The organism is Microbacterium sp. RURRCA19A, assembly GCF_900156455.1.
In the GTDB taxonomy this organism is placed as follows: domain Bacteria; phylum Actinomycetota; class Actinomycetes; order Actinomycetales; family Microbacteriaceae; genus Microbacterium.
Genome location: NZ_FTNQ01000001.1, coordinates 888,776 through 913,975 on the forward strand (window position 1 = coordinate 888,776; position 25,200 = coordinate 913,975).

General features: G+C 70.2%; 26 protein-coding genes. 5 read left to right on the forward strand and 21 right to left on the reverse strand.

What is annotated here, in order from left to right:
• Positions 1–37: 37 nt before the first annotated feature.
• Positions 38–433: a DUF1844 domain-containing protein gene (locus tag BW982_RS04320; protein WP_139327368.1), complete on the forward strand. Its 396-nt coding sequence runs from the start codon at positions 38–40 to the stop codon at positions 431–433.
• 52 nt (positions 434–485) lie between these two features.
• Here the strand turns inward: BW982_RS04320 and BW982_RS04325 are convergent, their stop codons facing one another.
• The 6 genes from BW982_RS04325 to BW982_RS04350 are packed head-to-tail and all read right to left on the reverse strand — an operon-like array spanning position 486 to position 4,765.
• Positions 486–1,265 carry an SseB family protein gene (locus BW982_RS04325; protein WP_076490816.1) on the reverse strand — a complete coding sequence of 260 codons (780 nt, stop codon included), beginning with the start codon at positions 1,263–1,265 and terminating at the stop codon, positions 486–488.
• Entirely contained in the window at positions 1,249–1,995 is a 747-nt protein-coding gene (gene priA, locus BW982_RS04330; RefSeq protein WP_076490817.1) for a bifunctional 1-(5-phosphoribosyl)-5-((5-phosphoribosylamino)methylideneamino)imidazole-4-carboxamide isomerase/phosphoribosylanthranilate isomerase PriA, read from the reverse strand. Before priA ends, BW982_RS04325 begins: the two co-directional genes overlap by 17 nt.
• A gap of 45 nt (positions 1,996–2,040) precedes the next feature.
• Positions 2,041–2,688, reverse strand: coding sequence for an imidazole glycerol phosphate synthase subunit HisH (hisH, locus tag BW982_RS04335; RefSeq protein ID WP_076490818.1), 648 nt, complete (start codon positions 2,686–2,688; stop codon positions 2,041–2,043).
• The gene (gene hisB / locus BW982_RS04340; protein WP_076490819.1) at positions 2,685–3,299 is read right to left on the reverse strand and encodes an imidazoleglycerol-phosphate dehydratase HisB; all 615 of its coding nucleotides are present in this window, start codon (positions 3,297–3,299) and stop codon (positions 2,685–2,687) included. Before hisB ends, hisH begins: the two co-directional genes overlap by 4 nt.
• Positions 3,296–4,390: a histidinol-phosphate transaminase gene (locus BW982_RS04345; RefSeq protein ID WP_175611023.1), complete on the reverse strand. Its 1,095-nt coding sequence runs from the start codon at positions 4,388–4,390 to the stop codon at positions 3,296–3,298. The genes hisB and BW982_RS04345 overlap by 4 nt, the downstream gene beginning before the upstream one ends.
• Positions 4,391–4,414: 24 nt before the next feature.
• Positions 4,415–4,765, reverse strand: coding sequence for a LysM peptidoglycan-binding domain-containing protein (locus BW982_RS04350; protein ID WP_076490820.1), 351 nt, complete (start codon positions 4,763–4,765; stop codon positions 4,415–4,417).
• Between the two features lie 260 nt (positions 4,766–5,025).
• Between BW982_RS04350 and lexA the strand changes: the two genes are divergently transcribed.
• The 3 genes from lexA (at position 5,026) to BW982_RS04365 (ending at position 8,853) form a co-directional block, all read left to right on the forward strand.
• Positions 5,026–5,715: a transcriptional repressor LexA gene (gene lexA, locus BW982_RS04355; RefSeq protein WP_076490821.1), complete on the forward strand. Its 690-nt coding sequence runs from the start codon at positions 5,026–5,028 to the stop codon at positions 5,713–5,715.
• A gap of 144 nt (positions 5,716–5,859) precedes the next feature.
• Entirely contained in the window at positions 5,860–6,867 is a 1,008-nt protein-coding gene (locus tag BW982_RS04360) for a hypothetical protein (protein WP_076490822.1), read from the forward strand.
• Positions 6,868–6,966: 99 nt separating this feature from the next.
• On the forward strand, positions 6,967–8,853 hold the full coding sequence (locus BW982_RS04365; protein ID WP_076490823.1) for a S9 family peptidase: 1,887 nt from the start codon (positions 6,967–6,969) through the stop codon (positions 8,851–8,853).
• Between the two features lie 58 nt (positions 8,854–8,911).
• Here BW982_RS04365 and hflX read toward each other — a convergent pair whose 3' ends face one another.
• On the reverse strand, positions 8,912–10,429 hold the full coding sequence (hflX, locus tag BW982_RS04370; RefSeq protein ID WP_076490824.1) for a GTPase HflX: 1,518 nt from the start codon (positions 10,427–10,429) through the stop codon (positions 8,912–8,914).
• Positions 10,430–10,519: 90 nt separating this feature from the next.
• On the opposite strand from hflX, the gene BW982_RS04375 reads away from it, so the two are divergent.
• Positions 10,520–11,173, forward strand: a complete 654-nt coding sequence (locus tag BW982_RS04375) for a class I SAM-dependent methyltransferase (protein ID WP_076490825.1) — start codon at positions 10,520–10,522, stop codon at positions 11,171–11,173.
• A 22-nt stretch (positions 11,174–11,195) separates the two neighbouring features.
• Here the strand turns inward: BW982_RS04375 and dapF are convergent, their stop codons facing one another.
• The 14 genes from dapF to dapA form a co-directional block, all read right to left on the reverse strand.
• Complete coding sequence (gene dapF / locus BW982_RS04380; protein ID WP_076490826.1) at positions 11,196–12,050, reverse strand: diaminopimelate epimerase; 855 nt, start codon at positions 12,048–12,050, stop codon at positions 11,196–11,198.
• 46 nt (positions 12,051–12,096) lie between these two features.
• Positions 12,097–12,537: a GNAT family acetyltransferase gene (locus BW982_RS04385; protein ID WP_076490827.1), complete on the reverse strand. Its 441-nt coding sequence runs from the start codon at positions 12,535–12,537 to the stop codon at positions 12,097–12,099.
• Positions 12,534–13,466 carry a tRNA (adenosine(37)-N6)-dimethylallyltransferase MiaA gene (gene miaA / locus BW982_RS04390; protein ID WP_254845520.1) on the reverse strand — a complete coding sequence of 311 codons (933 nt, stop codon included), beginning with the start codon at positions 13,464–13,466 and terminating at the stop codon, positions 12,534–12,536. The genes BW982_RS04385 and miaA overlap by 4 nt, the downstream gene beginning before the upstream one ends.
• Positions 13,463–15,013: a tRNA (N6-isopentenyl adenosine(37)-C2)-methylthiotransferase MiaB gene (gene miaB / locus BW982_RS04395; protein WP_076491856.1), complete on the reverse strand. Its 1,551-nt coding sequence runs from the start codon at positions 15,011–15,013 to the stop codon at positions 13,463–13,465. Before miaB ends, miaA begins: the two co-directional genes overlap by 4 nt.
• A gap of 74 nt (positions 15,014–15,087) precedes the next feature.
• Complete coding sequence (locus tag BW982_RS04400; protein ID WP_076490828.1) at positions 15,088–15,852, reverse strand: regulatory protein RecX; 765 nt, start codon at positions 15,850–15,852, stop codon at positions 15,088–15,090.
• Positions 15,852–16,904 carry a recombinase RecA gene (gene recA, locus BW982_RS04405; protein ID WP_076490829.1) on the reverse strand — a complete coding sequence of 351 codons (1,053 nt, stop codon included), beginning with the start codon at positions 16,902–16,904 and terminating at the stop codon, positions 15,852–15,854. Before recA ends, BW982_RS04400 begins: the two co-directional genes overlap by 1 nt.
• A 308-nt stretch (positions 16,905–17,212) precedes the next feature.
• Complete coding sequence (locus BW982_RS04410; protein ID WP_076490830.1) at positions 17,213–17,437, reverse strand: DUF3046 domain-containing protein; 225 nt, start codon at positions 17,435–17,437, stop codon at positions 17,213–17,215.
• A gap of 9 nt (positions 17,438–17,446) precedes the next feature.
• Positions 17,447–17,755: a helix-turn-helix domain-containing protein gene (locus BW982_RS04415; RefSeq protein WP_076490831.1), complete on the reverse strand. Its 309-nt coding sequence runs from the start codon at positions 17,753–17,755 to the stop codon at positions 17,447–17,449.
• A 161-nt stretch (positions 17,756–17,916) separates the two neighbouring features.
• Positions 17,917–18,444, reverse strand: coding sequence for a CinA family protein (locus tag BW982_RS04420; RefSeq protein WP_076490832.1), 528 nt, complete (start codon positions 18,442–18,444; stop codon positions 17,917–17,919).
• On the reverse strand, positions 18,441–19,028 hold the full coding sequence (pgsA, locus tag BW982_RS04425) for a CDP-diacylglycerol--glycerol-3-phosphate 3-phosphatidyltransferase (protein WP_076490833.1): 588 nt from the start codon (positions 19,026–19,028) through the stop codon (positions 18,441–18,443). Before pgsA ends, BW982_RS04420 begins: the two co-directional genes overlap by 4 nt.
• Positions 19,028–21,721, reverse strand: a complete 2,694-nt coding sequence (locus BW982_RS04430) for an FtsK/SpoIIIE family DNA translocase (protein WP_076490834.1) — start codon at positions 21,719–21,721, stop codon at positions 19,028–19,030. Before BW982_RS04430 ends, pgsA begins: the two co-directional genes overlap by 1 nt.
• Positions 21,722–21,796: 75 nt before the next feature.
• Complete coding sequence (locus BW982_RS04435) at positions 21,797–22,288, reverse strand: GNAT family N-acetyltransferase (RefSeq protein ID WP_076491858.1); 492 nt, start codon at positions 22,286–22,288, stop codon at positions 21,797–21,799.
• 72 nt (positions 22,289–22,360) lie between these two features.
• Positions 22,361–24,037: a ribonuclease J gene (locus BW982_RS04440; RefSeq protein ID WP_076490835.1), complete on the reverse strand. Its 1,677-nt coding sequence runs from the start codon at positions 24,035–24,037 to the stop codon at positions 22,361–22,363.
• A gap of 77 nt (positions 24,038–24,114) precedes the next feature.
• Positions 24,115–25,092 carry a 4-hydroxy-tetrahydrodipicolinate synthase gene (dapA, locus tag BW982_RS04445; RefSeq protein ID WP_022878057.1) on the reverse strand — a complete coding sequence of 326 codons (978 nt, stop codon included), beginning with the start codon at positions 25,090–25,092 and terminating at the stop codon, positions 24,115–24,117.
• Positions 25,093–25,200 lie beyond the last annotated feature (108 nt).

Sequence of the window (25,200 nt, forward strand, 5' to 3'; positions counted from 1 at the left end):
CCCGCCATAGTCTAGCAGAGAGAAACACGTGGACACGATTCCCCCCGACGACGCCCTTTCCCCCCAGGATGCCGAGCGCCTCGCCCGGTGGGAGGAGCAGGAGCGTGTCTCCGCCTCCGCCACCCGCGACATCGCCGACGTGCCCGCCGTCGAGGTCATCACCACCACCGCCGTACACCTCATGAGCGCGGCCGCGGTCAAGGTCGGACTCGCCGACGACCCGCAGCAGCAGATCGACCTCGACGAGGCCCGCAAGCTCATCAACGCCCTCGCCGGGCTCATCACCGCCGGCGCGCCCGAGATCAGCGACATGCACGCCCGATCGCTGCGCGACGGCCTTCGCTCGCTCCAGCTCGCCTTCCGCGAAGCCTCCGTCATCCCCGATCCGATCGGCAAGGGTCCGGGCGAGAAGTGGACGGGTCCCGTCAACTAGGTCTCCCGTTCGGGGTACCGGCTACCGAAGCCGTCGCTCGGGGGCGCGCCGGTCAGGCGTCGGTGCTGCGGTGAAGCTTGACCGTCAGAGAATCCACCAGGACCGCAACGCGATCGTCGGCCGCCCAGCGACGCGCGAGGCGCGCGAGCACGGCATCCAGCTCGTCCTGCTCCAGTCCCGACATCAGCTGCAGATGCACGATCAGCTCGGGGCCCCGCAATCGACCCGTCGGGTCGCCCGGCTGCACGGCGAGGTCGAGAACCGCGAGCTCGCCCGCGATGCTCTCCTGCAACCCGGTGAAGACGGCGGGGGCGGTGTGCGCGGGCTCCCACGACTCGCCCTGGGCGATCGCCCACACCGCGGGGCGGCGCAGCACGAACTCCGTCTCGGAGGCCGGATCGATGACGATCAGTTCCGTGTCCTCGGACGCCGCGGCCAGAGCGGTGCGGCGGCCGTCCGCGGGGACCGGGCGGGCCGTGGCATCCCAGCGCTGCATCGCAGCGACCGAAGTGAACACGGGCAACACCTTGCGACCGTCCGGCGCGGCGACCGTCACGATCGACAGCTCCTGGGTCTTGTCGACCTCGAGCCCGTGGGCGCCGATGCCGTGATCGCCCTTCTCCGCCACCAGCGGGATCAGCAGACGTGCCGTGCGGTACGCCTCGACGACCGCCGCGGCGTCACCCCCGCCCGCGGCGAACGCCTCCAACGCGACCAGAAGAGCGGGATCCGCGGAGCCGTCGTCGCCGGAGTGCGGATTCGCCTCGAATCGGCGCCCCTCCCAGGGAACTCCCGCCGAATCGGCGCGATGGTCGTCAGTGTCCGGCGACATCCAGCGCCTCGGCCAGGGTGAACTGGCCCGCGTAGAGCGCCTTGCCCACGATCGCACCCTCGACGCCCAGCGGCACCAGCTCACGCAGCGCCGCGATGTCGTCCAGGCTCGACACGCCGCCCGAGGCCACGATCGGCTTCGGGGTGCGCTGCGTCAGTTCGCGCAGGAGGTCCAGGTTCGGGCCGCGGAGCGTGCCGTCCTTCGTGACGTCCGTGACGACGTAGCGGCTGCACCCGGCATCCTCGAGGCGCTCCAGCACCGTCCACAGGTCGCCGCCGTCACGGGTCCATCCGCGCGCCGCGAGCGTCGTGCCGCGCACGTCGAGCCCCACAGCGATGGCCTCGCCGTACCGGTTGATCACGTCGGCGGCCCATTCGGGGTTCTCCAGCGCCGCGGTGCCGAGATTGATGCGGCTCGCGCCGCTCTCCAGAGCCGCCTCGAGCGAACGGTCGTCACGGATGCCACCGGAGAGTTCGACCTGCACGCCCTTGACCTGCTTGATGACCTTGCGCATCACCGCGGTGTTGTTGCCACGCCCGAAGGCGGCATCCAGGTCGACGAGGTGGATCCACGCAGCGCCCTGCCGTGCGAAATCCATCGCGGCATCCACCGGGTCGCCGTAGCTGGTCTCGGTGCCCGCCTCCCCCTGTGTCAGTCGGACGGCCTTGCCGTCGGCGACGTCGACCGCCGGGAGAAGGACAAGCTCGGGCGTGGACGCGAAATCGTTCATGGCTCCTCGTGCCGGCAGGCGCCTCTCGCCAGCCCGGGCACGAGGTCACACAGTAGTCGCGCGCAGCCCGTCGATCCAATTCGCGAGCAACCGGATGCCGGCCTCCCCCGACTTCTCGGGGTGGAACTGCGTCGCGGCGAGCGGGCCGTTCTCGACAGCCGCCAAGAAGGGCTCGCCGTACGTGCACCAGGTGAGAACCGGCTCGGGGAAGGGGGGCGTGACCTCGAGCGACCACTCCTGCGCCGCATACGAGTGCACGAAGTAGAAGCGCTCGTCGGCGATCCCGTCGAACAGGCGCGAGCCCTCTCCCGCCGAAACGGTGTTCCATCCCATGTGCGGGAGGACGGGGGCCGAGAGCTCGGATACGGTGCCCGGCCATTCGCCCAGTCCCTCGGTGTCGGTGCCGCGCTCGATTCCGCGGCCGAACATCACCTGCATGCCCACGCAGATCCCGAGAACGGGCCGCCCGCCGGCCAGGCGGCGATCGATGATCTCGCCGCCGCGGCTGGCGTTCAGGGCGCCCATCACGGCACTGAAAGCACCCACACCGGGCACCAGCAGCCCGTCCGCGTCGAGGAGCAGCGACCTGTCGGAGGTGAGGCGTGCGTCCGCACCCGCCTCGATGAGAGCCTTGACGGCCGAGTGGACGTTGCCCGAACCGTAGTCGAGGACCGCGACGACCGGCCTGCTCACAGGGCGCCCTTGGTGCTGGGGATGCCGTCGACGAGCGGGTCGAACGCCTTCGCCTGGCGGAACGCGCGCGCCAGGGCCTTGTACTCGGCCTCGGCGATGTGGTGCGGATCGCGGCCGCCGAGGACACGCACGTGCACGGTGAGTCCGGCGTGGATCGAGATCGCCTCGAACGAGTGGCGCACGAGCGAACCCGTGAAGTGCCCGCCGATGAGGTGGTGCTCGAAGCCGGCGGGCTCGCCGGTGTGGACCAGGTAGGGGCGCCCGCTGATGTCGACGACCGCCTGCGCGAGAGCCTCGTCGAGGGGGACGAGCGCGTCGCCGTAGCGCGAGATGCCGGCCTTGTCGCCCAACGCCTGGCGAATCGCCTGTCCGAGCACGATCGAGGTGTCCTCGACGGTGTGGTGCGCGTCGATGTGCGTGTCGCCCGTGGCGGTGACACGCAGGTCGGTCAGCGAGTGCTTCGCGAAGGCCGTCAGCATGTGGTCGAAGAACGGCACGCTCGTGGAGATGTGGCTCGCACCCGTGCCGTCCAGATCGAGGGACAGCTCCACCCGGGACTCGCTCGTCTCGCGGACGATCGTGGCGGTACGGGGCGTGACGGGGCCGGTCATGCTCGCGATCCTACCGACGCCAGGGCGTCGAGGAACGCGGTGGTCTCGTCGGCCGTCCCGGCGGTCACGCGCAGGTGGTGCGGAATTCCGACGTCGCGGATGAGGACGCCGCGGTCGTAGAGCGCCTGCCACGTGGCCGCCGGCTCGTCGACGCCGCCGAAGAGCACGAAGTTCGTCCACGACTCGTGCGCGGTGTACCCCAGCGCCGCCACGGTGGCGGAGATCCGGTCGCGCTGGGCGACGATCTCGTCGACCATGGAGAGCATCGTGTCGGCGTGCCCCAGCGCTGCGGTCGCCGCGGCCTGGGTGAGCGCACTGAGGTGGTACGGCAGGCGCACGAGACGGAGTGCGTCGGCGATGGCGGGGTCGGCTGCGAGGTACCCGACCCGGGCCCCGGCGAAAGCGAAAGCCTTGCTCATCGTGCGGGACACCACCAGACGCGGGCGTCCGGGGAGCAGTGTGACCGCGGAGGGCTCGTCGTGGGGGGCGAACTCCTGGTACGCCTCGTCGACGATCACGATGCCGTCGGTGACCGCGTAGACGGCCTCGATCACGTCGAGTCCCAGCGGAGTGCCGGTGGGGTTGTTCGGGGCGCACAGGAACACGACGTCGGGGTTCTCGCGCACCACCTGCTCGGCGGCGAACGCCGGGCTGAGCGTGAAGTCGTGTTCGCGCTCCCCCGCGATCCACTCGGCACCCGTGGCGCGCGTGAGGATCGGATACATCGAGTAGGTGGGAGCGAAGCCCATCGCCCGACGACCCGGACCCCCGAACGCCTGCAGAACGTGCTGCAGAACCTCGTTCGACCCGTTGGCCGCCCAGATCTGCTCGCGGACGAGACCGTGGCCCAGATAATCGGCGAAGGCCTCACGCAGGGCGGTGAACTCGCGGTCGGGGTAGCGGTTGACGTCGCGCAACGCCCGCGCGATGGCGTCCAGGATGTCGTCCGCCACTTCGGACGGTACGGGATGCGTGTTCTCGTTCACGTTGAGGGCGACAGGCAGGGCCGCCTGGGGCGCTCCGTAGGGAGTCATTCCCCGGAGGTCATCGCGAAGAGGAAGGTCGTCGAGGCGCACGGTCACCTCACCCATGGTAGGCGGCGACGCCCCCGCAGATCACCGCCCCGGCGCGTAGGCGGTGGGGATCGCGATGCGCTGTCCCGCCGTGACCGAACCGTTCTCGAGAGCGTTGAGGCGAGAGATCTCGGCGACGACGTCGCGAGGATCGGACCCGGGGGCGACATCTTCGGCGATCGACCAGAGCGTCTCGCCGCTCATCACGGTGATCTCGGTGAAAGTTCCGGCGGACGCACCCGATTCGTTCGAGGCGAGGGCCGCCCCGCCGCCGACGACGGCGAGTGCGAGCGCGACGACCACGGGGAGCGCGGCCAGGAAGGCGAACACGCGACGTCCGCGCGCGGTCAGACGCAGGCGGGTGGCGGGGGCGGTGACGGCGATGCTGGTCATGGTGTGCTCCTCGGTGGGGAGAGATTCGCACCCCACCCTCGGCCGGGAGGGCGGTGGTGCGAATCTGTATTCCGAATCTATCTTCGATACTGTGAACCTGTCAACACCGGTTCAGTCGGAGAACGATCGAACGCGACACGCGGAGAGCTCCACAGCGATCGAGTGATCCACCGGATACGGTTTCGACGAGGAGACCTCACCACGGACCTCCGACATTCGAATTTCCGCCGCATCCACGACGCGGCGCGAGGGGAGCACACATGACCGACGCGACGACCGCAGCCGGCCGCGAACGGCCGCAGACCCGGCGCCGGAAGAGCCTGAGCGACAAGCAACTCGCCATCCTCGAGGTCATCCAGCGCTCGATCGCCCGGCACGGCTACCCGCCGAGCATGCGGGAGATCGGCGACGCGGTGGGACTCAAGTCGCTCTCGAGCGTCACCCACCAGCTGAACCAGCTCGAGCTCAGCGGATATCTCCGCCGCGACCCCGGGAAGACGCGCGCGATGGAGGTGCTGATCGACCTGCCCGGCACCGCCGCCGAGAACCCCGCCGACACGGCACCCGCGGTCGGCGACGCCGCCCTCGTCCCGCTCGTCGGCCGGATCGCCGCGGGCGTGCCCATCACCGCCGACCAGCAGGTCGAGGAGATCTTCCCCCTTCCCCGCCAGCTCGTCGGCAAGGGCGAACTGTTCATGCTCAAGGTCTCGGGCGACTCGATGATCGACGCGGCGATCTGCGACGGCGACTGGGTGGTCGTGCGGACGCAGTCCACCGCCGAGAACGGCGAAATCGTTGCGGCCATGTTGGACGGAGAGGCCACCGTCAAGACCTTCCGTCGCCGCGACGGCCACACGTGGCTCCTCCCCCGCAACTCCGCGTTCGAGCCGATCCTGGGCGACGAGGCCGTCGTCCTCGGCCGCGTCGTGGCGGTCCTGCGTACGGTGTGACGTGTGACGGCACCTCGGGAGGCCGGATGCACGCTTCTCGGTGCGCATCCGGCCTCCGCCGTTGCGGGCCCGTGTCCACAGGCGTCTGATCGCGAGTGGGGGGCACCCCTAACATGACAAGGACACCTCGAGAGAGCGAGTCCCGTGTCGTCTCCCAGCGCCGCCGCCGCACCTCCGCCCACCGACGTGCCGGGCGTTCCCGCCGATCCGGCCGTCGGAGCGCCGCCCGCGGAGCAGGCCGCTCCGCTCCCTCCGTCGGCCGGGGGTCGGCGTCCGCGCGCGAGCGTCGTCGTGCTCGCGGCCCTGCTGACCGTCTTCGTCGCCGCCGTCGGACTCGGATTCCTGTGGCTGGCCACTCAATTGCAGGAAGCCCGCACGCAGATCGACGATCAGCGGCAGCAGATCGACGACCAGCAGCAGCGCCTCGACGAGCAGCAGGAGATGATCGACCGCAAGGAGCAGTTCGGTGCGGCGATGAACGACCTGTACGCGACAGTCGATCCTCTCGTCGGTCTCCCCTACGCCACGATCGTGCCGTGGTACCGCGTGGAGGATCTCGCTGATCGCGCGTGGATCCACCGGCGGAACCCCGCTGCGCTCGATCAGGAGGTCGCCGATCTCCAGAGACTGACATCGGAGATCTCGGCGCACTCGGCCGCGGTGACGGCGCAAGCGGCGTCGAACGCGTCGGGGACCGCGTGGGAGGCGACGCTGGACAGCCTCGGACGGGGCTGGGTCTCGACCGTCTTCGAAGACGCCACGCCTTGCGGTGCCACCGCTCTGGCGTGCGTCTCCGGGGCGGAGCCGTTCACCGTGCACGTCCGGGCGGACTCTCGCACGGACCCGACCATGACCGACTGGATCCGCACGGGCGCCGCCTACCACGAGTACGCCCACGTCCTGCAGTTCACCAACCCCCAGCCGACGGACGACGCCCTCGCCTCCTTCGGCGGCGACGTCGAGACGATGGCCGACTGCTACGCACTGACGTTCCTGGACGGCTGGTCGCTCGATCACAAGGTCGCGATCGACGCCTACTCGTACTACGAGGTCAACGTCGGGTACGGCTACACGTGCGACGCGAACCAGCGTCAGGTCATCCGCGACTGGGTCGGTCGCCTCGGCGTGACGCATCAGGTCGTCGGCGGCTGAGAGGCCCTCGCCCGCGGGCGGACGCACCGGTACGGTCGCTTCCCCGCGGCGACCGACGCACGGCGTGGCATGTCCGACCCGGTCCGTAGGGTGGATGCCATGCCGCAGACGCTCCCCTACGGGTCCTGGCCCTCTCCCCTGACGCCCGAGACGGTCTCCCGATCGTCGCCGCGGCTGGACGGCGCGCGCATCGTCGGCGACGACGTGTGGTGGGGCGAATCCGTCCCGAGCGAGGGCGGGCGCGTCGCCGTCCGGCGGCGAAGGGCGGACGGATCGATCGAGACGGTGCTCCCCGCGCCCGGCAACGCACGGTCCTCCGTGCACGAGTACGGCGGCGGTGCGTGGACCGCGTCCGACGACGGCGAGCTGTTCTACGTCGAGAAGTCCGACCAGCGCGTCTACGCGCTCCGGCCGGGCGGAGAGCCGCGCGCTCTGACCCCCGCGGACGGCGACGTCCGGCATGGCGGCCTGTCCTGGCAGCACGACGCCCTCCTCGCGGTCCGCGAGACCCACGGAGCCGCGCGGGTCCCCGCGCGTGCAATCGTGCGGATCCCGCTCGACGGCTCCGGCGCGGAGGTGCTCGCCGCGGGCAGCGCGTTCCTCGCCCACCCCGCGCTCTCCCCCGACGGCCGACGCCTGGCCTGGATCGCGTGGGACCACCCGGACATGCCGTGGGACGCCACCGTCCTGCGGGTCGCGGATCTCGCCACCGGAGCCGTGCGCGATCTCGCCGGCGGCGATCGGCGCGCGCCGCTCCAGCCAGTCTGGATCGGTGACGACGAGCTGCTCTACGCCGACGATCCGGAAGGCCGGTGGAATCTCTTCCGCCGTCCGCTCGACGGCGATGCCCAGCCCGTCGCCCCGGCCGACGCCGACACGGGCGGACCGGTCTGGGTCCTCGGCACCCGGTGGTTCGGCGCCACCCCCGACGGTCGCATCATCGCCGTGCGCACGGACGGCGGCGACGAGATCGTCGAGATCGCGCCCAGCGGCATCCGCCTGCTCGACGTGCCGGTGGTCGCGGGCGCCTCGATCGACGATGTGCGGGGCTCCCGCGCCCTCGTCTCGGGCTCCGACGCCACGGGACTGTCGGGGCTGTGGTCCATCGACCTCGACACCGGGGAGATCGCTCGGGTCGGAGGCGGCGACCGCCCGGGTGCCGAATGGATGCCGACCGCCCGCGCGCTCACCACCGAGGGCCCCCACGGCCCGGTGCACGCCCATGCGTACCCACCGACGAACCCCGACGTGACGGCTCCGGAGGGCGAACGCCCGCCGTACGTCGTCCTCGTCCACGGCGGTCCGACCTCTCATGTCGGACCCGCCCCCTCGCCGAAGACGGCCTTCTTCACGAGCCGCGGGATCGGCGTGCTCGACGTCAACTACGGCGGTTCCACGGGCTACGGCCGCGCCTATCGCGAGCGACTGCGGGGTCAGTGGGGGGTCGTGGATGTCGACGACGTCGCGGCGGCGGCATCCGCTCTCGCGTCCGCCGGCCTCGCCGACCCCCGACGCCTCGCGATCGCCGGCGGATCCGCGGGCGGCTGGACCGTGCTCGCCGCCGTGACGAACACCGACGTGTTCTCGGCCGGGATATCCCGCTACGGCGTCGGCGATGCGCGGGCGCTCGCGGAGGACACCCACGACTTCGAGGCGCGCTACCTCGACGGTCTCATCGGGCCGCTCCCCGAAGCCGAAGCGGTCTACCTCGACAGGTCACCGCTGACGCACCCGGAGCGCTTCCGTGTCCCTCTCCTGATCCTGCAGGGCGCGGAAGACCGCGTCGTCCCGCCGTCGCAGGCCGAAGCGATCCGCGACGCCCTCGCCGCCCACGGAGTCGCGCACTCGTACGTCCTGTACGAGGGCGAGGGTCACGGCTTCCGTCGAGCGGAGACCGTCGTGGACTCCCTTCAGCGCGAGCTCGGCTTCCTCGGCGCGGTGTTCGGGTTCGACACCCCCGGCATCCCTCCGTTCACCCTCGACTGACCGGGCGGACACGACGACGCCCTGCCGGGCAGCGGGGCGTCGTCGTGGAGGAAGTCGATCAGGCCGCGAACGGAGCGAGTTCGGCCGCGAGTCGCGCACCGACGTGCGCGTGCAGGAACGTTCCCTGCTCGCGATGCTCCTGCGCCACGATCAGGCCGGTCTCGTGGACCGCCGAGACCAGGTCACCGCGGTCGTAGGGCACGACCGCCCGCACTTCCACCGCGGGGAGGGGCAGCGCCTCCTCGATCGCGGCCCGCAGCTCGTCGATGCCCTCGCCGGTGCGGGACGACACGAACAGCGCGGCGGGGGCGAGCCCGCGCAGGACGAGCCGATCGTCGGGACTCAGCAGATCGGCCTTGTTGAAGACCACGATCTCGTGGCCGAAGTCCGCGTCCACGTCTCCCATCACGTCGCGCACCGTCGAAAGCTGTGCCGCGGGGTCCGGGTGCGACGCGTCCACGACGTGGAGGATGACGTCGGCATCGCCGACCTCCTCCAGCGTCGAACGGAACGCCTCGACCAGCTGGTGCGGAAGGTTGCGGACGAAGCCGACGGTGTCGGTGAGGGTGTACACACGGCCGTCCGAGGTCTCGGACCGGCGGACCGTGGCATCCAGGGTCGCGAACAACGCGTTCTCCACCAGCACCCCGGCGCTGGTGAGCCGGTTGAGCAGGCTCGACTTGCCGGCGTTGGTGTACCCGGCGATCGCGACGGACGGGATCGTGTGACGCTTGCGCTCCGCGCGCTTGGCCTCGCGGGCGGGAGCGAAGTCGCGCAGCTGCTTGCGCAGCAGCGCCATCTTGGTGCGGATGCGGCGGCGGTCCAGCTCGATCTTCGTCTCACCGGGTCCACGGGATCCCATGCCGGCGCCGCCGGCACCGACCTGACCACCCGCCTGACGAGACATCGAGTCGCCCCAGCCGCGCAGGCGCGGCAGCAGGTACTCGAGCTGCGCGAGTTCGACCTGGGCCTTGCCCTCGCGACTCTTCGCGTGCTGGCTGAAGATGTCGAGGATCACCGTCGTCCGGTCGATCACCTTGACCTTCACCACATCCTCGAGGGCGCGCCGCTGGCTGGGGGCGAGCTCCGTGTCGGCGATGACGGTGTCGGCACCCACCGCGGCGACGATGTCGCGCAGCTCCTGCGCCTTGCCTCGGCCGACGTACGTCGCGGGGTCCGGGTGGGGGCGACGCTGCAGCACGCCGTCCAGCACGACCGCACCGGCCGTCTCGGCCAGCGCGGCCAGCTCGCGCAGCGAGTTCTCGGCATCCGTCTGCTCGCCCTGGGGATGCACGCCGACCAGGACCACGTTCTCGAGACGCAGCTGTCGGTACTCGACCTCGGTGACGTCTTCCAGCTCCGTGGACAGTCCGGGGACACGCCGAAGCGCCGCGCGCTCCTCGCGATCCCACTGGTCTCCGTCGGCCGATCCGCCGTAGGCGGTGGCGGCGTCCTGAAGCGCCTGAGCTGCGCCGAAGACCCGGACCCCGCGATGCGCATCGGCGCGCGCGAGCACACGGTCGACCGGGTCGACCGGCGTCTCGTCGATGCTCGGGGGTGTGGTCTGTTCGGTCATGTGTTCCTTTCGTCCACGGGCGGTGCCGCGGCATCCTCGCACTTTAGTCGCCCCCACGACGGAGGCTCCGGTCCGCTACGCTTCCATGGCATGGGGAGCGACCACTATTTCAGCGCGTCGCCGTCGAGTCCCGAACAATTCCGCCGCCTCCGTGTCACCCTCGCCGGGCGTGAGCTCGAAGTCGTGACCGCCGGCGGTGTGTTCAGTCCGGACCGACTGGATGCCGGTACTTCGGTGCTCCTGGCCAACACTCCGGCCCCGCCCGCCGGTGGGAACTTCCTCGACCTGGGAAGCGGCTGGGGCCCGATCACGCTGAGCCTGGCGCTGGACGCTCCGCACGCCACCGTCTGGGCCGTCGACGTCAATGAGCGTGCTCTCGACCTCGTCAGACGGAACGCGGAACTCCTCGGCCTCACCAATGTCAACGCCGTCCGCCCCGAGGATGTTCCCGACGGGATCTCCTTCCGGACCATCCGGTCGAATCCGCCCATCCGAGTGGGGAAGAACGAGCTCCACGGCATGCTGGAGCACTGGATCCCCCGTCTGGCGGAGCGTTCCGACGGATGGTTCGTCGTGCAGCGGAACCTCGGCTCGGATTCACTGCAGCGCTGGCTGACCGCGACGTTCACAAGCGGCTTCTCGGTGCACCGCGCAGCGACCGGGCGCGGTTACCGGGTTCTGCGGGTACGTCGTCACGGTTCGCCGCCGAGCGAACCGATCGACGTCATCACCGACGCGATCTGAGGCGCGCGGGCCGCACGGCGGTTCAGGCGAGGGCGACTTCTCCGGTGAACACCAGGGATGCCGGGCCGGAGAGGAACACGCGCCCCTCGGCGACGCGCACGCCCAGAGTTCCGCCCCGCGTCTCGACCACCCACGCGTCGGGTGCCGCGGATCCGGCCCAGTGGCGTACGGCGAGGGCCGCGGCCGCGACGCCCGTCCCGCAGCTGAGGGTCTCACCGACGCCGCGCTCGAACACGCGCATCGTGATCGCCCCGACGCCGTCCCGTACGAGCGGGTCGGCCGGGACCACGAACTCCACGTTCGCCCCGTGCCGAGGCGCCGGGTCCAGGACCGGCTGATAGGCCAGCTCCGCGCCCTCGAGTTCCGCGTCGGAGGAGAGCGCCACGACCACGTGCGGATTGCCGACGTCGACACCGACCCCCGGCCGCGCGACGGCCAGGCCCTTGGCGCGAACCAGCACGTCGCCGGGCTGGATGGCGAACTCCCCCAGGTCGACCTCGAAGCCGCGGTCGCTGCGGGTCAGGGTCTTCACTCCCGCACGCGTTCCGATGCGCAAGCCGCCGGCGATGTCCGCGAGACCGGTGTCGGTCAGGTACCGGGCGAACACCCGCGTGCCGTTGCCGCACATCTCGGCCTTGGAACCGTCCGCGTTGCGGTAGTCCATGAACCACTCGGCGCCCGCGGCGGCGGCATCCGCCCCCTCGTCGATGGCCGCGGACCGGACGACGCGGAGGAGGCCGTCCGCACCGATCCCGAAGTGGCGGTCGCACAGGATCGCGACCTGGTCGTCGGAGAGGTCGAGCTCGCCGTCCGGGTCGGACACGATCACGAAGTCGTTACCGGTGCCGTGGCCCTTGGTGAACGCGAGAGTCGCCATGGCGTCCAGTCTAGGGATCACCGCCGCACGACCGTCGTGCACGTCGTCAGGCCGGACCGCCCGGTCCGTCGACGATCAGGCGACGCCCCGTCGCCCAGGTCTCGAACGAGACGTATCCCAGCGCGTCGTAGAACCCCCGCGCGGAGGCGTTGTCCGGCCGCACCATCAACTGCACCTTCGGACACCCCATGGCCTCCAGGAGTCGTTCGGCCTCGGCCACGAGCGCTCGCCCGATCCCCTGCCCCCGGTGCGAGGGGGCCGAGGCGAGGTAGTACAGCCAGCCACGGCGTCCGTCGTACCCGGCCATGACGCTACCGACCACGGCGTCGCCGTCCACCGCGACGAGGAAGAGCTCGGGCTGCACGGTGAGCTTGCGTCGGATGTCGGCGCGCGGATCGTTCCACGGCCGCGTCAGCCCGGTCTGCTCCCACAGGGCCACGACTGCGTCTTCGTCCGCGGTCCGGAACGACCTGATGCGCACGTTCACCCCGCCATCTCCTCCGCCAGCGCGGCCGCGGACACGGTGCGGGCGTCGATCCACCGGGCATCGGCATACCGACGGAACCACGACACCTGGCGCCGGGCGTAGCGCCGTGTGAGCGCCTGGGTCTCGGCGATCGCCTCGCCGCGCGTCATCTCACCGCGCAGCTCCGCCAGTGCCTGCGCGTACCCGATCGCCCGCGCGGCCGTGGCGCCGCGCTCGATCCCCGCGGCGCGCAGATCGGACACCTCGTCGAGCAGACCCTGTTCCCACATCCCCTCGACCCTCGCGTCGAGCAGACCGACGAGGGTCTCGCGCTCGATCTGCGTCGCGAGGATGGACGTCCGCGGATGCCAGGGATCGGGTGCGGCGGGAAGTGCACCCCCGTGAGTGTCCTCGCCCAGCGCCAGCACCTCGAGCGCGCGGATGACGCGTCGTCCGTTCCGCGGATCGATACGCGCGGCGGCCGCGGGGTCACTCGTGCGCAGCCGCTCGAAGAGGACGCCCGGACCCACGCGCTCGAGCTCGGCCTCGAGCCCCACACGGACGGCGGAATCGCGCGGCGGGAAGCGGAAGTCCCACAGCACGCTCGAGACATACAACCCCGAACCGCCCACGAGGATCGCATCCGCCCCGCGCGCGAGCACGGCGCTGATCGTCTGCCGCGCCGTCGGCTGATACCAGGCCACCGCGGCCTCGTCGGTGACGGCGAGGGCGTCGAAGAGGTGGTGCGGGATGCCACGCCTCTCGGACTCGGGAAGCTTGGCCGTACCGATGTCCATACCGCGGTACAGCTGCATCGCATCGGCGTTCACGATCTCCGCGGCGCGTCCCCGACCGCGCAGAGCATCCGCCAGATCGAGCGAGAGGCGGGTCTTCCCGGTCCCGGTCGCTCCGACGATCGCCCACACCCGCGGGGCGGCGTCGGCGATCACCCGCCGATACGCAGGCTCGGGAGGCCGAGCGACACGGCACGGGGGGCGCCCGCATCGGCGCTCGGCGCCGGCACGCCGCACGACTCCGCCTGCGCGCGGTCCCAGGCGTCGCCCGCGCGCGTGCGGCGGATGCGCAGCGGCTCGCCCGCCACCGCATCGGCCAGCAGATAGAACGGCGCGGCGTGCGTCACAGCCACCGAGACGACGTCACCCGGACGCGGGAGCGCCGAGCCCTCGGACACCTCGAAGTGCACGAGACGATTGTCTTCGGCGCGCCCCGTCAGGCGTCGCGTCGCGGCATCCTTCTTCCCCTCGCCCGTCGAGACCAGCACCTCGAGCCGACGGCCGAGCTGCTTCTGGTTCTCCTCGAGGGAGATGCGTTCCTGCAGGGTGATCAGACGCTCGTACCGCTCCTGGACGATCGCCTTGGGCACCTGGTCGTCCATCGTCGCGGCGGGAGTGCCCTCGCGGATCGAGTACTGGAACGTGAACGCGCTCGCGAAGCGGGAGGCCTCCACCACGCGCATGGTCTCTTCGAAGTCGGCATCCGTCTCGCCCGGGAATCCGACGATGATGTCCGTCGTGATCGCGGCGTACGGGATCTGCTCGCGGACTCGGTCCAGGATGCCGAGGAACCGTTCGCTGCGGTAGGACCGGCGCATGGCCTTGAGAATCCGATCGGATCCCGACTGCAGCGGCATGTGCAGCTGGGGCATGACCGACGGAGTCTCGGCCATCGCCGCGATCACGTCGTCGGTGAACGCCGCCGGGTGCGGGCTGGTGAAGCGGATGCGCTCCAGACCGTCGATCTCACCGGCGGCGCGCAGGAGCTTGCCGAACGCCAGCCGGTCACCGAACTCGACACCGTAGGAGTTCACGTTCTGGCCGAGCAATGTCACCTCGATCGCCCCGTCGTCGACGAGCAGCCGGATCTCGTTCAGGATGTCGCCGGGTCGGCGATCCTTCTCTTTGCCGCGGAGGCTCGGGACGATGCAGAAGGTGCAGGTGTTGTTGCAGCCGACCGAGATGGACACCCACCCGCTGTGTACGGAGTCGCGTTTCGTGGGGAGCGTGGAAGGGAAGATCTCGAGGGACTCGAGGATCTCGAGCTCGGCCTCGCCGTTGTGGCGCGCGCGCTCGAGCATGCCCGGAAGCGACCCCATGTTGTGGGTGCCGAAGACGACGTCGACCCACGGGGCCTTCTGCTGCACGGCATCTTTGTCCATCTGGGCGAGGCAGCCTCCGACGGCGATCTGCATCCCACCGTGCGCGTCCTTGCGGGACTTCAGGTGGCCGAGGGTGCCGTAGAGCTTGCCGGCCGCGTTGTCGCGCACGGCGCAGGTGTTGATGACGACGACGTCGGCGTCGGTGCCCGCTTCCGCCCTGACGTAACCGGCGCTCTCCAGCGAGCCGGAGAGACGCTCGGAATCGTGGACGTTCATCTGGCAGCCGAACGTGCGCACCTCGTACGTGCGTGCACGGCCGTCGGCTGTGAGGGCGGCCTCGGAGGGCGCGATGATCGTCGGTGTCGATAGGGGGGTCGTCATGATGCGTGCCATTCTAAGCGCCGGTCAGACGAGAGGCGGGGTCGGGATCGAGCGCGCACAGGCGGCGCGGGACGTCACTCGTCGGGGGTGAACCGGACGCCCGACGACGCGGCCGGTCGTGAGAACGGCGCACGCCGGATGCCCGCCTCGGCCAGGGCCTGCCGGGCGGCCTCGAGCGAGACCGACGAGGAATAGCCCCGACGAGCGAGCTGTCCGGCGAGTCGACGCAGACTGGCGTCGTAATCCTTGCCGCCCACGTTGCGCGCCTTGGAACGCGCGAAATCCAACGCGCGCTCCGCGTCGTCATCGGGCAGCTCGGCGATCGCGGCATCGGCCACCTCACGGGAGATGCCGCGCTTGCGGAGCGTCTGCACGACCGCGCGGCGACCTTGCCCTCGACGTTCGATCGCCGACATCGCCAACTGCTCGGCGAACGCTTCGTCATCGAGGTAGCCGAGGTCGACGAACTTCGCCACCACCTCCTCGATGACGGACTCATCGACACCGTCGACTCCGCCGAGCGCCGTGCGGGCCTCCGCCAACGACAGGGATCGGCCGCGGAGCTTGCGCAGGAGAATCCCCTCGGCGCGGTCGCGGATCTCGTCCGGCGTCTCGGTCGGAGCCGAGTCGGCGAACCCGCTGCCCGGGCGAGACCAGCCCGGCGTCTCGCTGTCGCGCGGCATTGAGCCGTGGTCATCGGCGCCGGAGGCCCCGGACGCGGGGGCGCGCGAACCGAAGAGCGGAATGACCGGTGCCAGGCCGTCGCCGGTCATGCGACCGCCCGCACCGCGCTCCGCAGCAGCGGAGACGCGGCCCGGGCGGCTGGCGTCGTCGGTCATCAGGCGGGTCGGCGGGCGGCGAGCTCGTCTGCGGCCGGAGCAGCGGCGGCGGCAGGAGCGCCGATGCCGAGCTTGCCCTTGATCTTCGACTCGATCTCGGCGGCGACGTCGGCGTTCTTGATCAGGAAGTTGCGGGCGTTCTCTTTGCCCTGTCCCAGCTGCTCACCGTCGTAGGTGTACCACGCGCCCGACTTCTTGACGATGCCGTGCTCGACGCCGAAGTCGATCAGGCTTCCCTCGCGCGAGATGCCCACGCCGTAGAGGATGTCGAACTCGGCCTGCTTGAACGGCGGCGCCATCTTGTTCTTGACGACCTTCACGCGGGTGCGGTTGCCCACGGCCTCGGTACCGTCCTTCAGCGTCTCGATGCGACGGATGTCGAGGCGGACGGACGCGTAGAACTTCAGCGCCTTTCCTCCGGCCGTGGTCTCGGGCGAACCGAAGAACACACCGATCTTCTCTCGCAGCTGGTTGATGAAGATCGCCGTCGTCTTGGTGGTGTTCAGACCACCCGTGAGCTTGCGGAGCGCCTGAGACATCAGACGCGCCTGCAGACCCACGTGGGAGTCTCCCATCTCACCCTTGATCTCGGCCTCGGGAACGAGGGCGGCCACGGAGTCGATGACGACGAGGTCGATGGCGCCGGAACGGATCAGCATGTCGGCGATCTCGAGCGCCTGCTCACCGGTGTCGGGCTGCGAGACGAGGAGAGCGTCGATGTCGACGCCGAGCTTCTTCGCGTACTCGGGGTCGAGCGCGTGCTCGGCGTCGATGAATGCCGCGATGCCGCCGGCGCGCTGCGCGTTGGCGATGGCGTGGAGGGTCAGCGTGGTCTTACCCGAGGACTCCGGGCCGTAGATCTCGATGATGCGGCCACGGGGAAGGCCGCCGATACCGAGCGCCACGTCGAGGGCGACCGAGCCGGTGGGAATGGTCTCGATCGGGGCGCGCTCGTCACTGCCCAGTCGCATGACCGAGCCCTTTCCGAACTGCCGGTCGATCTGGGCGAGGGCCGATTCGAGGGCCTTCTCGCGCTCTGCGGGTGAGGGCATGACGTCTACTTTCTTCTCGCGTTCCGTCGCCTATAGGCTGTCGCGCTCCCCTCCGACGGAGGGGATGCCCGACAAGGCGTTCAGAGTGTCGTTCGACATCGATCACGTTAGGGAGGGCCTCCGACATCGGCGGAGGAAACCCCGGCTTCTGTGGACGAGGACGTCCGAAACTCCGATGTGCAGGAGCCTACGCGCAAATCGAACGAAGATTCGATGACACGCCGCACGGCGCGCCGCGACACCCGAAGACGCGGAACGGACGCACGGGCCTCCCGAACCGTCCCGCGGTCACCGCGCGGGGTGGCCGATCAGCGGCGCCGCGGGTCGAGACGCCCCACGCCGTACCGTCGCTCGCGGGGCACGTCCGTCTCCTCGCACAGCGCGATCCAGACGTCGCGGGGGTCGACACCGGCAGCAAGCGCATCGGCGCTCGTACGACCCCCGACGGAGGTCAGCACCAGATCGGTCAGCAGGGAACTTCCCCGCGCCCCGAACTCATCGGCCACCGCGCGATCGAATTCGCTCCGTCGCATTCCGCGGTGTCAGTGCAGGGACAGCTCGGGCTCGACCGCCGCCACCAGGTCGTCGGGAACGACGTCCGGGAAGCTCTGCAGGCCTTCGAGGACCGACAGGCGGTCACCGACCTCGCGCATGATCGTCGAAATGGGAACGTCGAGGGCCTCGGCGACCGATGCGAGAATCTCGCTGGACGCCTCTTTCTGGCCGCGCTCGACCTCGCTCAGGTAACCCAGTGCCACACTGGCACGGCTGGCGACCTGACGAAGGGTACGACCCTTCTGCTGGCGGAGCTCACGCAGGACCTCGCCGATCTCTTGACGGACCAGGATCATGTGAACCCCTCCTCACTACCGATTCCTCCGCTGCCCGGGTGGACAACGGTACAACACCGTTTCAGGTCACCCTAATGCCGCGCGCTGGGCACTGGATGGGAATCGACCACAACAACGCGGATGTGTCATCATTTGTTCCCCCTCGCCGCGCCGCGCATCGCTCACAGCGCGGCAAGCGCCCGGCGGATGGCCAGGTGCGTGGCCTCCCGCCGGATGCGGTCCCTGTCGCCCGACAGGACGAGGGAGTCCACACGCGTGCCGAGGGGCGTCGAGACGGCGATGTGCACCGTCCCCACTGACTGCCCGTCTTGAGGGTCGGGGCCGGCGACCCCGGTGGTGGCGATGCCGACATCGGTCGGGACGCCGTCCTGACCGAGGACGTCGCGCACACCACGGGCCATCTGGCGCGCCACGCGCGGGTGGACCGCCCCGTGGGCTTCGAGAAGCGCCGGGTCGACCCCGAGGACGCTGTGTTTGAGATCCGTCGCGTAGGCCACGATGCCGCCCCGCACGGCGCGGGAGGCTCCAGGCACGTCCACGAGGGAAGAGACGACCATTCCCCCCGTCAGGGATTCCGCGACGGCCACCGTCCAGCCGAGCTCGACGAGCCGATCGAGAAGGACGGCCGCGCTCTCACGCGGATCGCGGACCAGTGTCTCGTCGAGGTCGTCGGGCACGCCGTCGATCACCGGGTGCTCCGCTTCGCGCGGGCCCCGCGGACCTCCGAGACGACGTAGTCGATCCCCGAGGCGATCGTGAGGATGACCGCGATCGTCATCGTGACGGCGCCCGCCCACCAGACGGTCGTCTGCCAGGCGGTGGCATCCGACAGCGCGGCGAAGGGCAGGAGCGCGATCGAGAGCGCCACCGCCTGCGCGACCGTCTTGAGCTTGCCCATCCAGGCCGCGGCGAGCACATGGTCGCTGACGACCAGGAAACGGTAGACCGTGATGCCGATCTCGCGGACGAGCACGACGATGGTCACCCACCAGGGAAGCTCCCCGAGGATGGACAGCCCGACGAATGCCACACCCGTGAGCGCCTTGTCCGCGATCGGGTCGAGAAGCTTCCCGAGGTCGCTGACGATCTCGTATCGGCGCGCGATGTAGCCGTCGACGCCGTCCGTCGCGATCGCGACGATGAACACGATAGCCGCGGCCCACCGCAGCCCTCCCCCGGTGCCTCCGTCGGCGAGGAGCATCCAGAGGAACACCGGCGCACACAGGATGCGCGCCACCGTGATCGCGTTGGGGAGTTGCGGGTGCACGGCCATCAGTCGCGTCCTGTCAGCTGCCAGGCGTCTTCGGAGCCCTCGTCGTCCTCGACGACGGGCAACCCGTCGTACTGGGCGGCAACGGCGTCCTGACCGTACCTGTCGTCCTCGGCAGCGCCCTCCGGCGGTTCCTCGCCACGCAGGCGGGCGAGGACGGCGGGCAGCTGCTCGTTCGTGACCAGCACATCGCGCGCCTTGGACCCTTCGGAGGGCCCGACGATCTCACGGGACTCCAGGAGGTCCATGAGTCGACCCGCCTTCGCGAAACCGACGCGCAGCTTCCGCTGGAGCATGGAAGTAGACCCGAACTGCGTCGACACGACCAGCTCCGCGGCGGCGAGCAGCAGTTCGAGGTCGTCGCCGATATCGGCGTCGATCTCTTTCTTCTCGGCGGCAGCCTGTACGTCGGAGCGGTACTCGGGGCGTGCCTGCTGCGTGACGTGGGCGACGACGCGCTCGATCTCCTGCTCGCTCACCCACGCACCCTGCACGCGGACAGCCTTGGATGCCCCCATGGGCAGGAACAGGCCGTCGCCCTGGCCGATGAGGCGGTCGGCGCCCGGCTGATCGAGGATGACGCGCGAATCGGTGACGCTCGTCACGGCGAAGGCCAGACGCGAGGGCACGTTCGCCTTGATGAGGCCCGTGACCACGTCGACGGAGGGGCGCTGCGTCGCGAGGACGAGGTGGATGCCGCTGGCGCGGGCCAGCTGCGTGATGCGCACGATCGAGTCCTCGACGTCGCGCGGGGCGACCATCATGAGGTCGGCGAGCTCATCGACCACCACGAGCAGGTACGGGTACGGCTTCAGCACGCGCTCGCTGCCGGCGGGCAACTGGATCTCCCCCGCGACCACGGCCTTGTTGAAGTCGTCGATGTGGCGGAAGCCGAACGACGCGAGGTCGTCGTAGCGCATGTCCATCTCTTTCACGACCCACTGCAGCGCCTCGGCGGCCTTCTTGGGGTTGGTGATGATGGGCGTGATCAGGTGCGGCACACCGGCGTAGGACGTGAGCTCGACGCGCTTCGGGTCGATGAGGACCATCCGCACCTCGGACGGCTTCGCCCGCATGAGCAGGCTCGTGATCATCGAGTTGACGAAGCTCGACTTACCCGAACCCGTCGATCCGGCGACGAGGAGGTGGGGCATCTTGGCCAGGTTCGCGACGACGAATCCGCCACCGACGTCCTTGCCGACGCCGATGGTCATCGGGTGCGTCGACGTGGTCGCGGCATCCGAGCGCAGGATGTCTCCCAGCGTGACGATCTCGCGGTCGGCGTTGGGGATCTCGACGCCGATCGCGCTCTTGCCGGGGATCGGGGCGAGGATGCGCACCTCGTTGGACGCGACGGCGTAGGCGATGTTGTTGGTGAGCGCGGTGATGCGCTCGACCTTCACGCCGTGGCCGACTTCGATCTCGTACTGGGTCACCGTCGGGCCACGGGAGAATCCGGTGACGCGTGCGTCGACCTTGAACTGCTCCATGACGCTTTCGATGGCCCGGACGACCGCGTCGTTCGCCGACGACCGCTCCTTGGGCGGTGTGCCCGCCGCGAGGGCGGCCACCGACGGCAGGCGGTAGTTCGCCGACGGCGGCAGCCCCGCGTTGTCGCCGCCGAGGCCGGAGATGCCGGGCAGGTCGTCGTCGCCGGGCTCGTCGAGCGTCGGCGAGTCGTCGTGGAGTCCGCGACCGGTGGCGATGCCCGCCAGAGCCGCGGGGTCGATGATCTCGGTGAGCGCATCGGGCGCGGGCGGCAGCGGGGGTCGCGCCGGCGGCGACGCGGGTGCGGCGGGCGCGACGAACGCCGACTCGAATCCCCCCTGCGTCGCGGCGGGCGAGAGCAGGGTCGTCAGATCGTCGGAGCCGAGGTCGCCGTCGACGTCCTCTTCGCGCCCGGACTTGTTCCGCCGCCACCACGGCAGCGACTTCTCCGCCGGCGGGTCGTCGTCGGCGTCCGTCGGAAGCACGGCGGTCGTCGCGTCCTTCTCGACCCGCTCGGCACCGAACATCCACGAGTACAGGTCGCCGAGACGCTGACCGATCCGGTTCGGTGGCGTCTTCGTGAGGATCAGGATGCTGAGGATCGTCAGGACGGACAGGGCGATGTAGGCACCGACGTCGGTGAGCAGCAGAGACAGGGGTTCCCCGCTCATCCACCCCGCGAGCCCCCCGGCGAGGCTCAACCGCGGCAGGCCCTCGCTCGGTGCCGGTCCTCCGCCCGCGACGTGGCAGAAGCCGGCCATCGAGATGACGAACAGCGCGAACCCGATGCCGATGCGCCCGTTGTCATGGACGGACGAGGGATGCCGGAACAGCCAGCCCGCGAGCAGGAGCAGCAGCACCGGGAAGACGAACGCGACGCGGCCGATGATCGCGCCGAAGCTGTACGCGCTGATGGTCGCGGCGACGTCGTTGCCGATGAAGAACCACTCGACCACGGCACCGGCGACGGCGAGCAGGACGAGGAAGAAGGGGAACCCGTCACGACGCTGCTCGCGTTCGAGGGTCTCGGGGCCGAAGACGCGGAACATTCCGCCGACGCCGTGCGCGAGCGCCGTCCAGGCGCGCACGGCGACCGGAGGCTTCTCGGGGTCATCGACGTAGCGCTGGGGTGCGGGCGCCGAGGCTTTCGGTCGCGCCTGTCGCTTCGCGGGGGCGCGACCGCCGGACGTGGACGTGCTGCGGGCCATTCCCCCACGGTAGGCCGAGCCCCCGACATTCGCGCGCACCGACGCGGGGTTCGGGGCAGGACCGATACCCGCGCGTCAGCGCAGGGTCTTCACCATCACGTCGCGTCCCTGTCCCGCTCGCGTGACGGCGAAGCCTTCGGTGCGGTAGAAGACGCGGGCGAAATTGTCGCGCTCGACGCTCAGGCTGATCCGCGAATACCCCTGGGCCCGCGCATGCGCGACGAGACTCTGCAGCAGGGCACGCCCGACACCGTGCGCACGCCATACGGGACGCACGCCGATGATCAGCTCCGGGACGCCGGTGCCGACCCAGCCGTAGCCGGGCTCGCTGCGCGGCAGCATGCGGTACCAGGCCGCTCCGATGGCCTCGCCCGCGGGTGACTCCGCCACGAATCCCGCGTCGCCCGGACGCTGCCACCCGGCGATGTACCGCTGGTGGTCGGGGCTGCTGAGCACCTCGTGGCGGGGCCGGACGCTGCCGGCGCGCCAATTGGCGGCCTCCACCGTCATGTCGGCGAGGAAAGCACCGTCGGACGGGAGCGCCGCGCGGATCGGGATGGCGGGCATGCCCCGCATGATACCGACCCGCGCGTCACCTCTGCGGGGTCCGCTCCCCACCGGGAGGAGCGGACCCGGGGCTCACGCCTCGATGACGAGCGGCACGATCATCGGGCGACGACGCAGCGACTGGTTCACCCAGCGACCGATCGTGCGACGGACGATCTGCGACAGCGCGTGCGTGTCGCGCACGCCCGACTGCGCGGCCTCGGCGAGAGCCGCGGCGATCTTGGGCTTGACGCTCTCGAACACCGCGGCATCCTCCGCGAACCCGCGCGCGTGCACCTCGGGGCCCGAGATGATCTTCCCGGTCTGGCGGTCGACGACCACGATGACCGAGATGAAGCCCTCCTCGCCGAGGATCCGGCGATCCTTCAGATCGGCATCCGTGATCTCGCCCACCGACGAGCCGTCGACGTAGACGAAACCGATGTCGAGCTGGCCGACGACCTCGGCGCGGCCGTCGCGGAGGTCGACCACGGTGCCGTTCTCGCCGAGGATGGTCCGCTCGGCGGGGATGCCCGTCTCCTGTGCCAGCTTCGCATTGGCCATGAGGTGCCGGAACTCGCCGTGGACGGGCAGCACGTTCTTGGGCTTGAGGATGTTGTAGCAGTACAGCAGCTCGCCCGCGGCGGCGTGGCCCGAGACGTGCACCTTGGCGTTGCCCTTGTGCACGACGGTCGCACCCAGCTTCGTCAGCCCGTCGATCACGCGGTAGATGGCGTTCTCGTTCCCGGGGATCTGGCTGGAGGCCAGGATGATCGTGTCGCCCTCGCCCGGCTCGATGGCGTGGTCGAGGTTGGCCATGCGGCTGAGCACCGCCATCGGCTCGCCCTGCGAACCGGTCGACATGTAGACGATCTTGTCGTCGGGGAGGTCGCGCGCCTTCTTGTAGTCGATCAGCACGCCGTCCGGCACGTTCAGGTAACCGAGATCGGCCGCGATGCCCATGTTGCGGACCATGCTGCGCCCGAGGAGCGCGACGCGACGCCCGTTGGCGTGCGCGGCATCCAGGACCTGCTGCACGCGGTGCACGTGGCTCGAGAAGCTGGCCACGACGACACGGCGCGGCGCCTTCGCGATCACCTGGTCGAGCACGGGACCGATGCCCCGCTCGGTGGGCGTGAAACCGGGGACATCGGCATTCGTGGAGTCGACGAGGAACAGATCGACGCCCTCCTCACCGAGCCGCGCGAACGCGCGCAGGTCGGTGATGCGGCCGTCGAGCGGCAGCTGGTCCATCTTGAAGTCGCCGGTGGCCAGGACGAGGCCCGCGGGGGTGCGGATCGCCACGGCGAGCGCATCCGGGATCGAGTGGTTCACCGCGACGAACTCGAGGTCGAACGGCCCGACCTGCTCGCGCTGCCCCTCCTGCACCGTCAGCGTGAACGGGCGGATGCGGTGCTCTTTGAGCTTCGCCTCGATGAGGGCGAGGGTGAGCCCGGAGCCGATGAGGGGGATGTCGTTCTTGAGCTTGAGGAGGTACGGGACGGCCCCGATGTGGTCTTCGTGCCCGTGGGTGAGCACGACGCCGACGATGTCGTCGAGGCGGTGTCGGATGGGGTCGAAGTCCGGCAGGATCAGGTCGACGCCGGGCTGGTGCTCCTCGGGGAAGAGCACGCCGCAGTCGACGATGAGGAGCTTCCCCTCGAACTCGAACACCGTCATGTTGCGGCCGACCTCGCCGAGGCCGCCGAGCGGGACGACGCGGAGGGTTCCGGGTGCGAGGGTGGGGGGATCGTAGATGGTCGTGGGCATATGGTGCCTCCTCGGATACCGCGTCGCGGCATCCCTTCGTGTGGCGTCCCTGGCCGCGGTTCGGCGGACGCCGATGCTTATCTCGTGGTGCCGTGCACCTTGGGCAGCGCACCGCCGGCGGCCGCGTTGCGGTCGGGACGGAAGTTGGAGAAGTCGGCGCCCGGAACGTCGCGGACCAGCGCCAGCTCGTCCTCGATCGTCGCGGCTTCCCACTCCTCCGGACCGACCAGCGGCAGACGCACGCGCGGGCTGCCGATGCGGCCGAGCCCGTGCAGGATGTACTTCGCCGCGACCGTGCCGGGCACGTGGGTCATGACGGCGCGGACGAGCGGTTCGAGGCGCTTGTGCTCCGCGGTGGCCGTCGCCAGGTCCCCGCGGTTCACGGCATCCACGATCGTCCGATACGGCGTGGCGGTGATGTTCGCCGTGACGCCGATGAGGCCCGCAGCGCCGATCGCGAGGTGCGGCAGCACGTTGGCGTCGTCGCCGGAGAAGTACATCAGGTCGGTCTGGTTGAGCACGCGGCTGACCTCGCTGAAGTCGCCCTTGGCGTCTTTGACGGCGAGGATGTTCGGGTGCTTCGCGAGGCGCAGGATCGTCTCGTACTTGATCTCGACGCCGGTGCGGCCGGGGATGTCGTAGAGGATCACCGGGAGGTCGGTGGCATCCGCGACGAGACGGAAGTGGGTCAGGATGCCGGCCTGGGTGGGCTTGTTGTAGTAGGGCGTGACGATCATGATGCCGTCGGCGCCGGCCTTCTCGCTGGCCTTGTACAGCTCGATGGCGTGCGCGGTCTCGTTCGAGCCGCCACCGGTGATGATCTTGGCGCGGCCGGCCGCCACGTCTTTGCCGACCTCGACGAGGCGGAGCTTCTCGGGGTCGGTGAGCGTCGAGGTCTCGCCCGTCGTGCCCGTGACGACGACACCGTCGGCGCCCGCGCTGACGACGTCGTCGATGTGCTTCTCGACGGCGGGCCAATCGACCTCGCCGTCGGCCGTCATCGGAGTGACGAGCGCGACGAGCACCTGACCGAAGGGGTTGCCGGAGTGCGTCATGCTCTCAGGTTATCGGTTCAGTACCCGGCTTCCCCGGTCGAGCACGGGCCGTGGATGAACATCTCCCCCACCCGCGGGGCGGGATCCCGCCGTCACCCTAGGCTGACC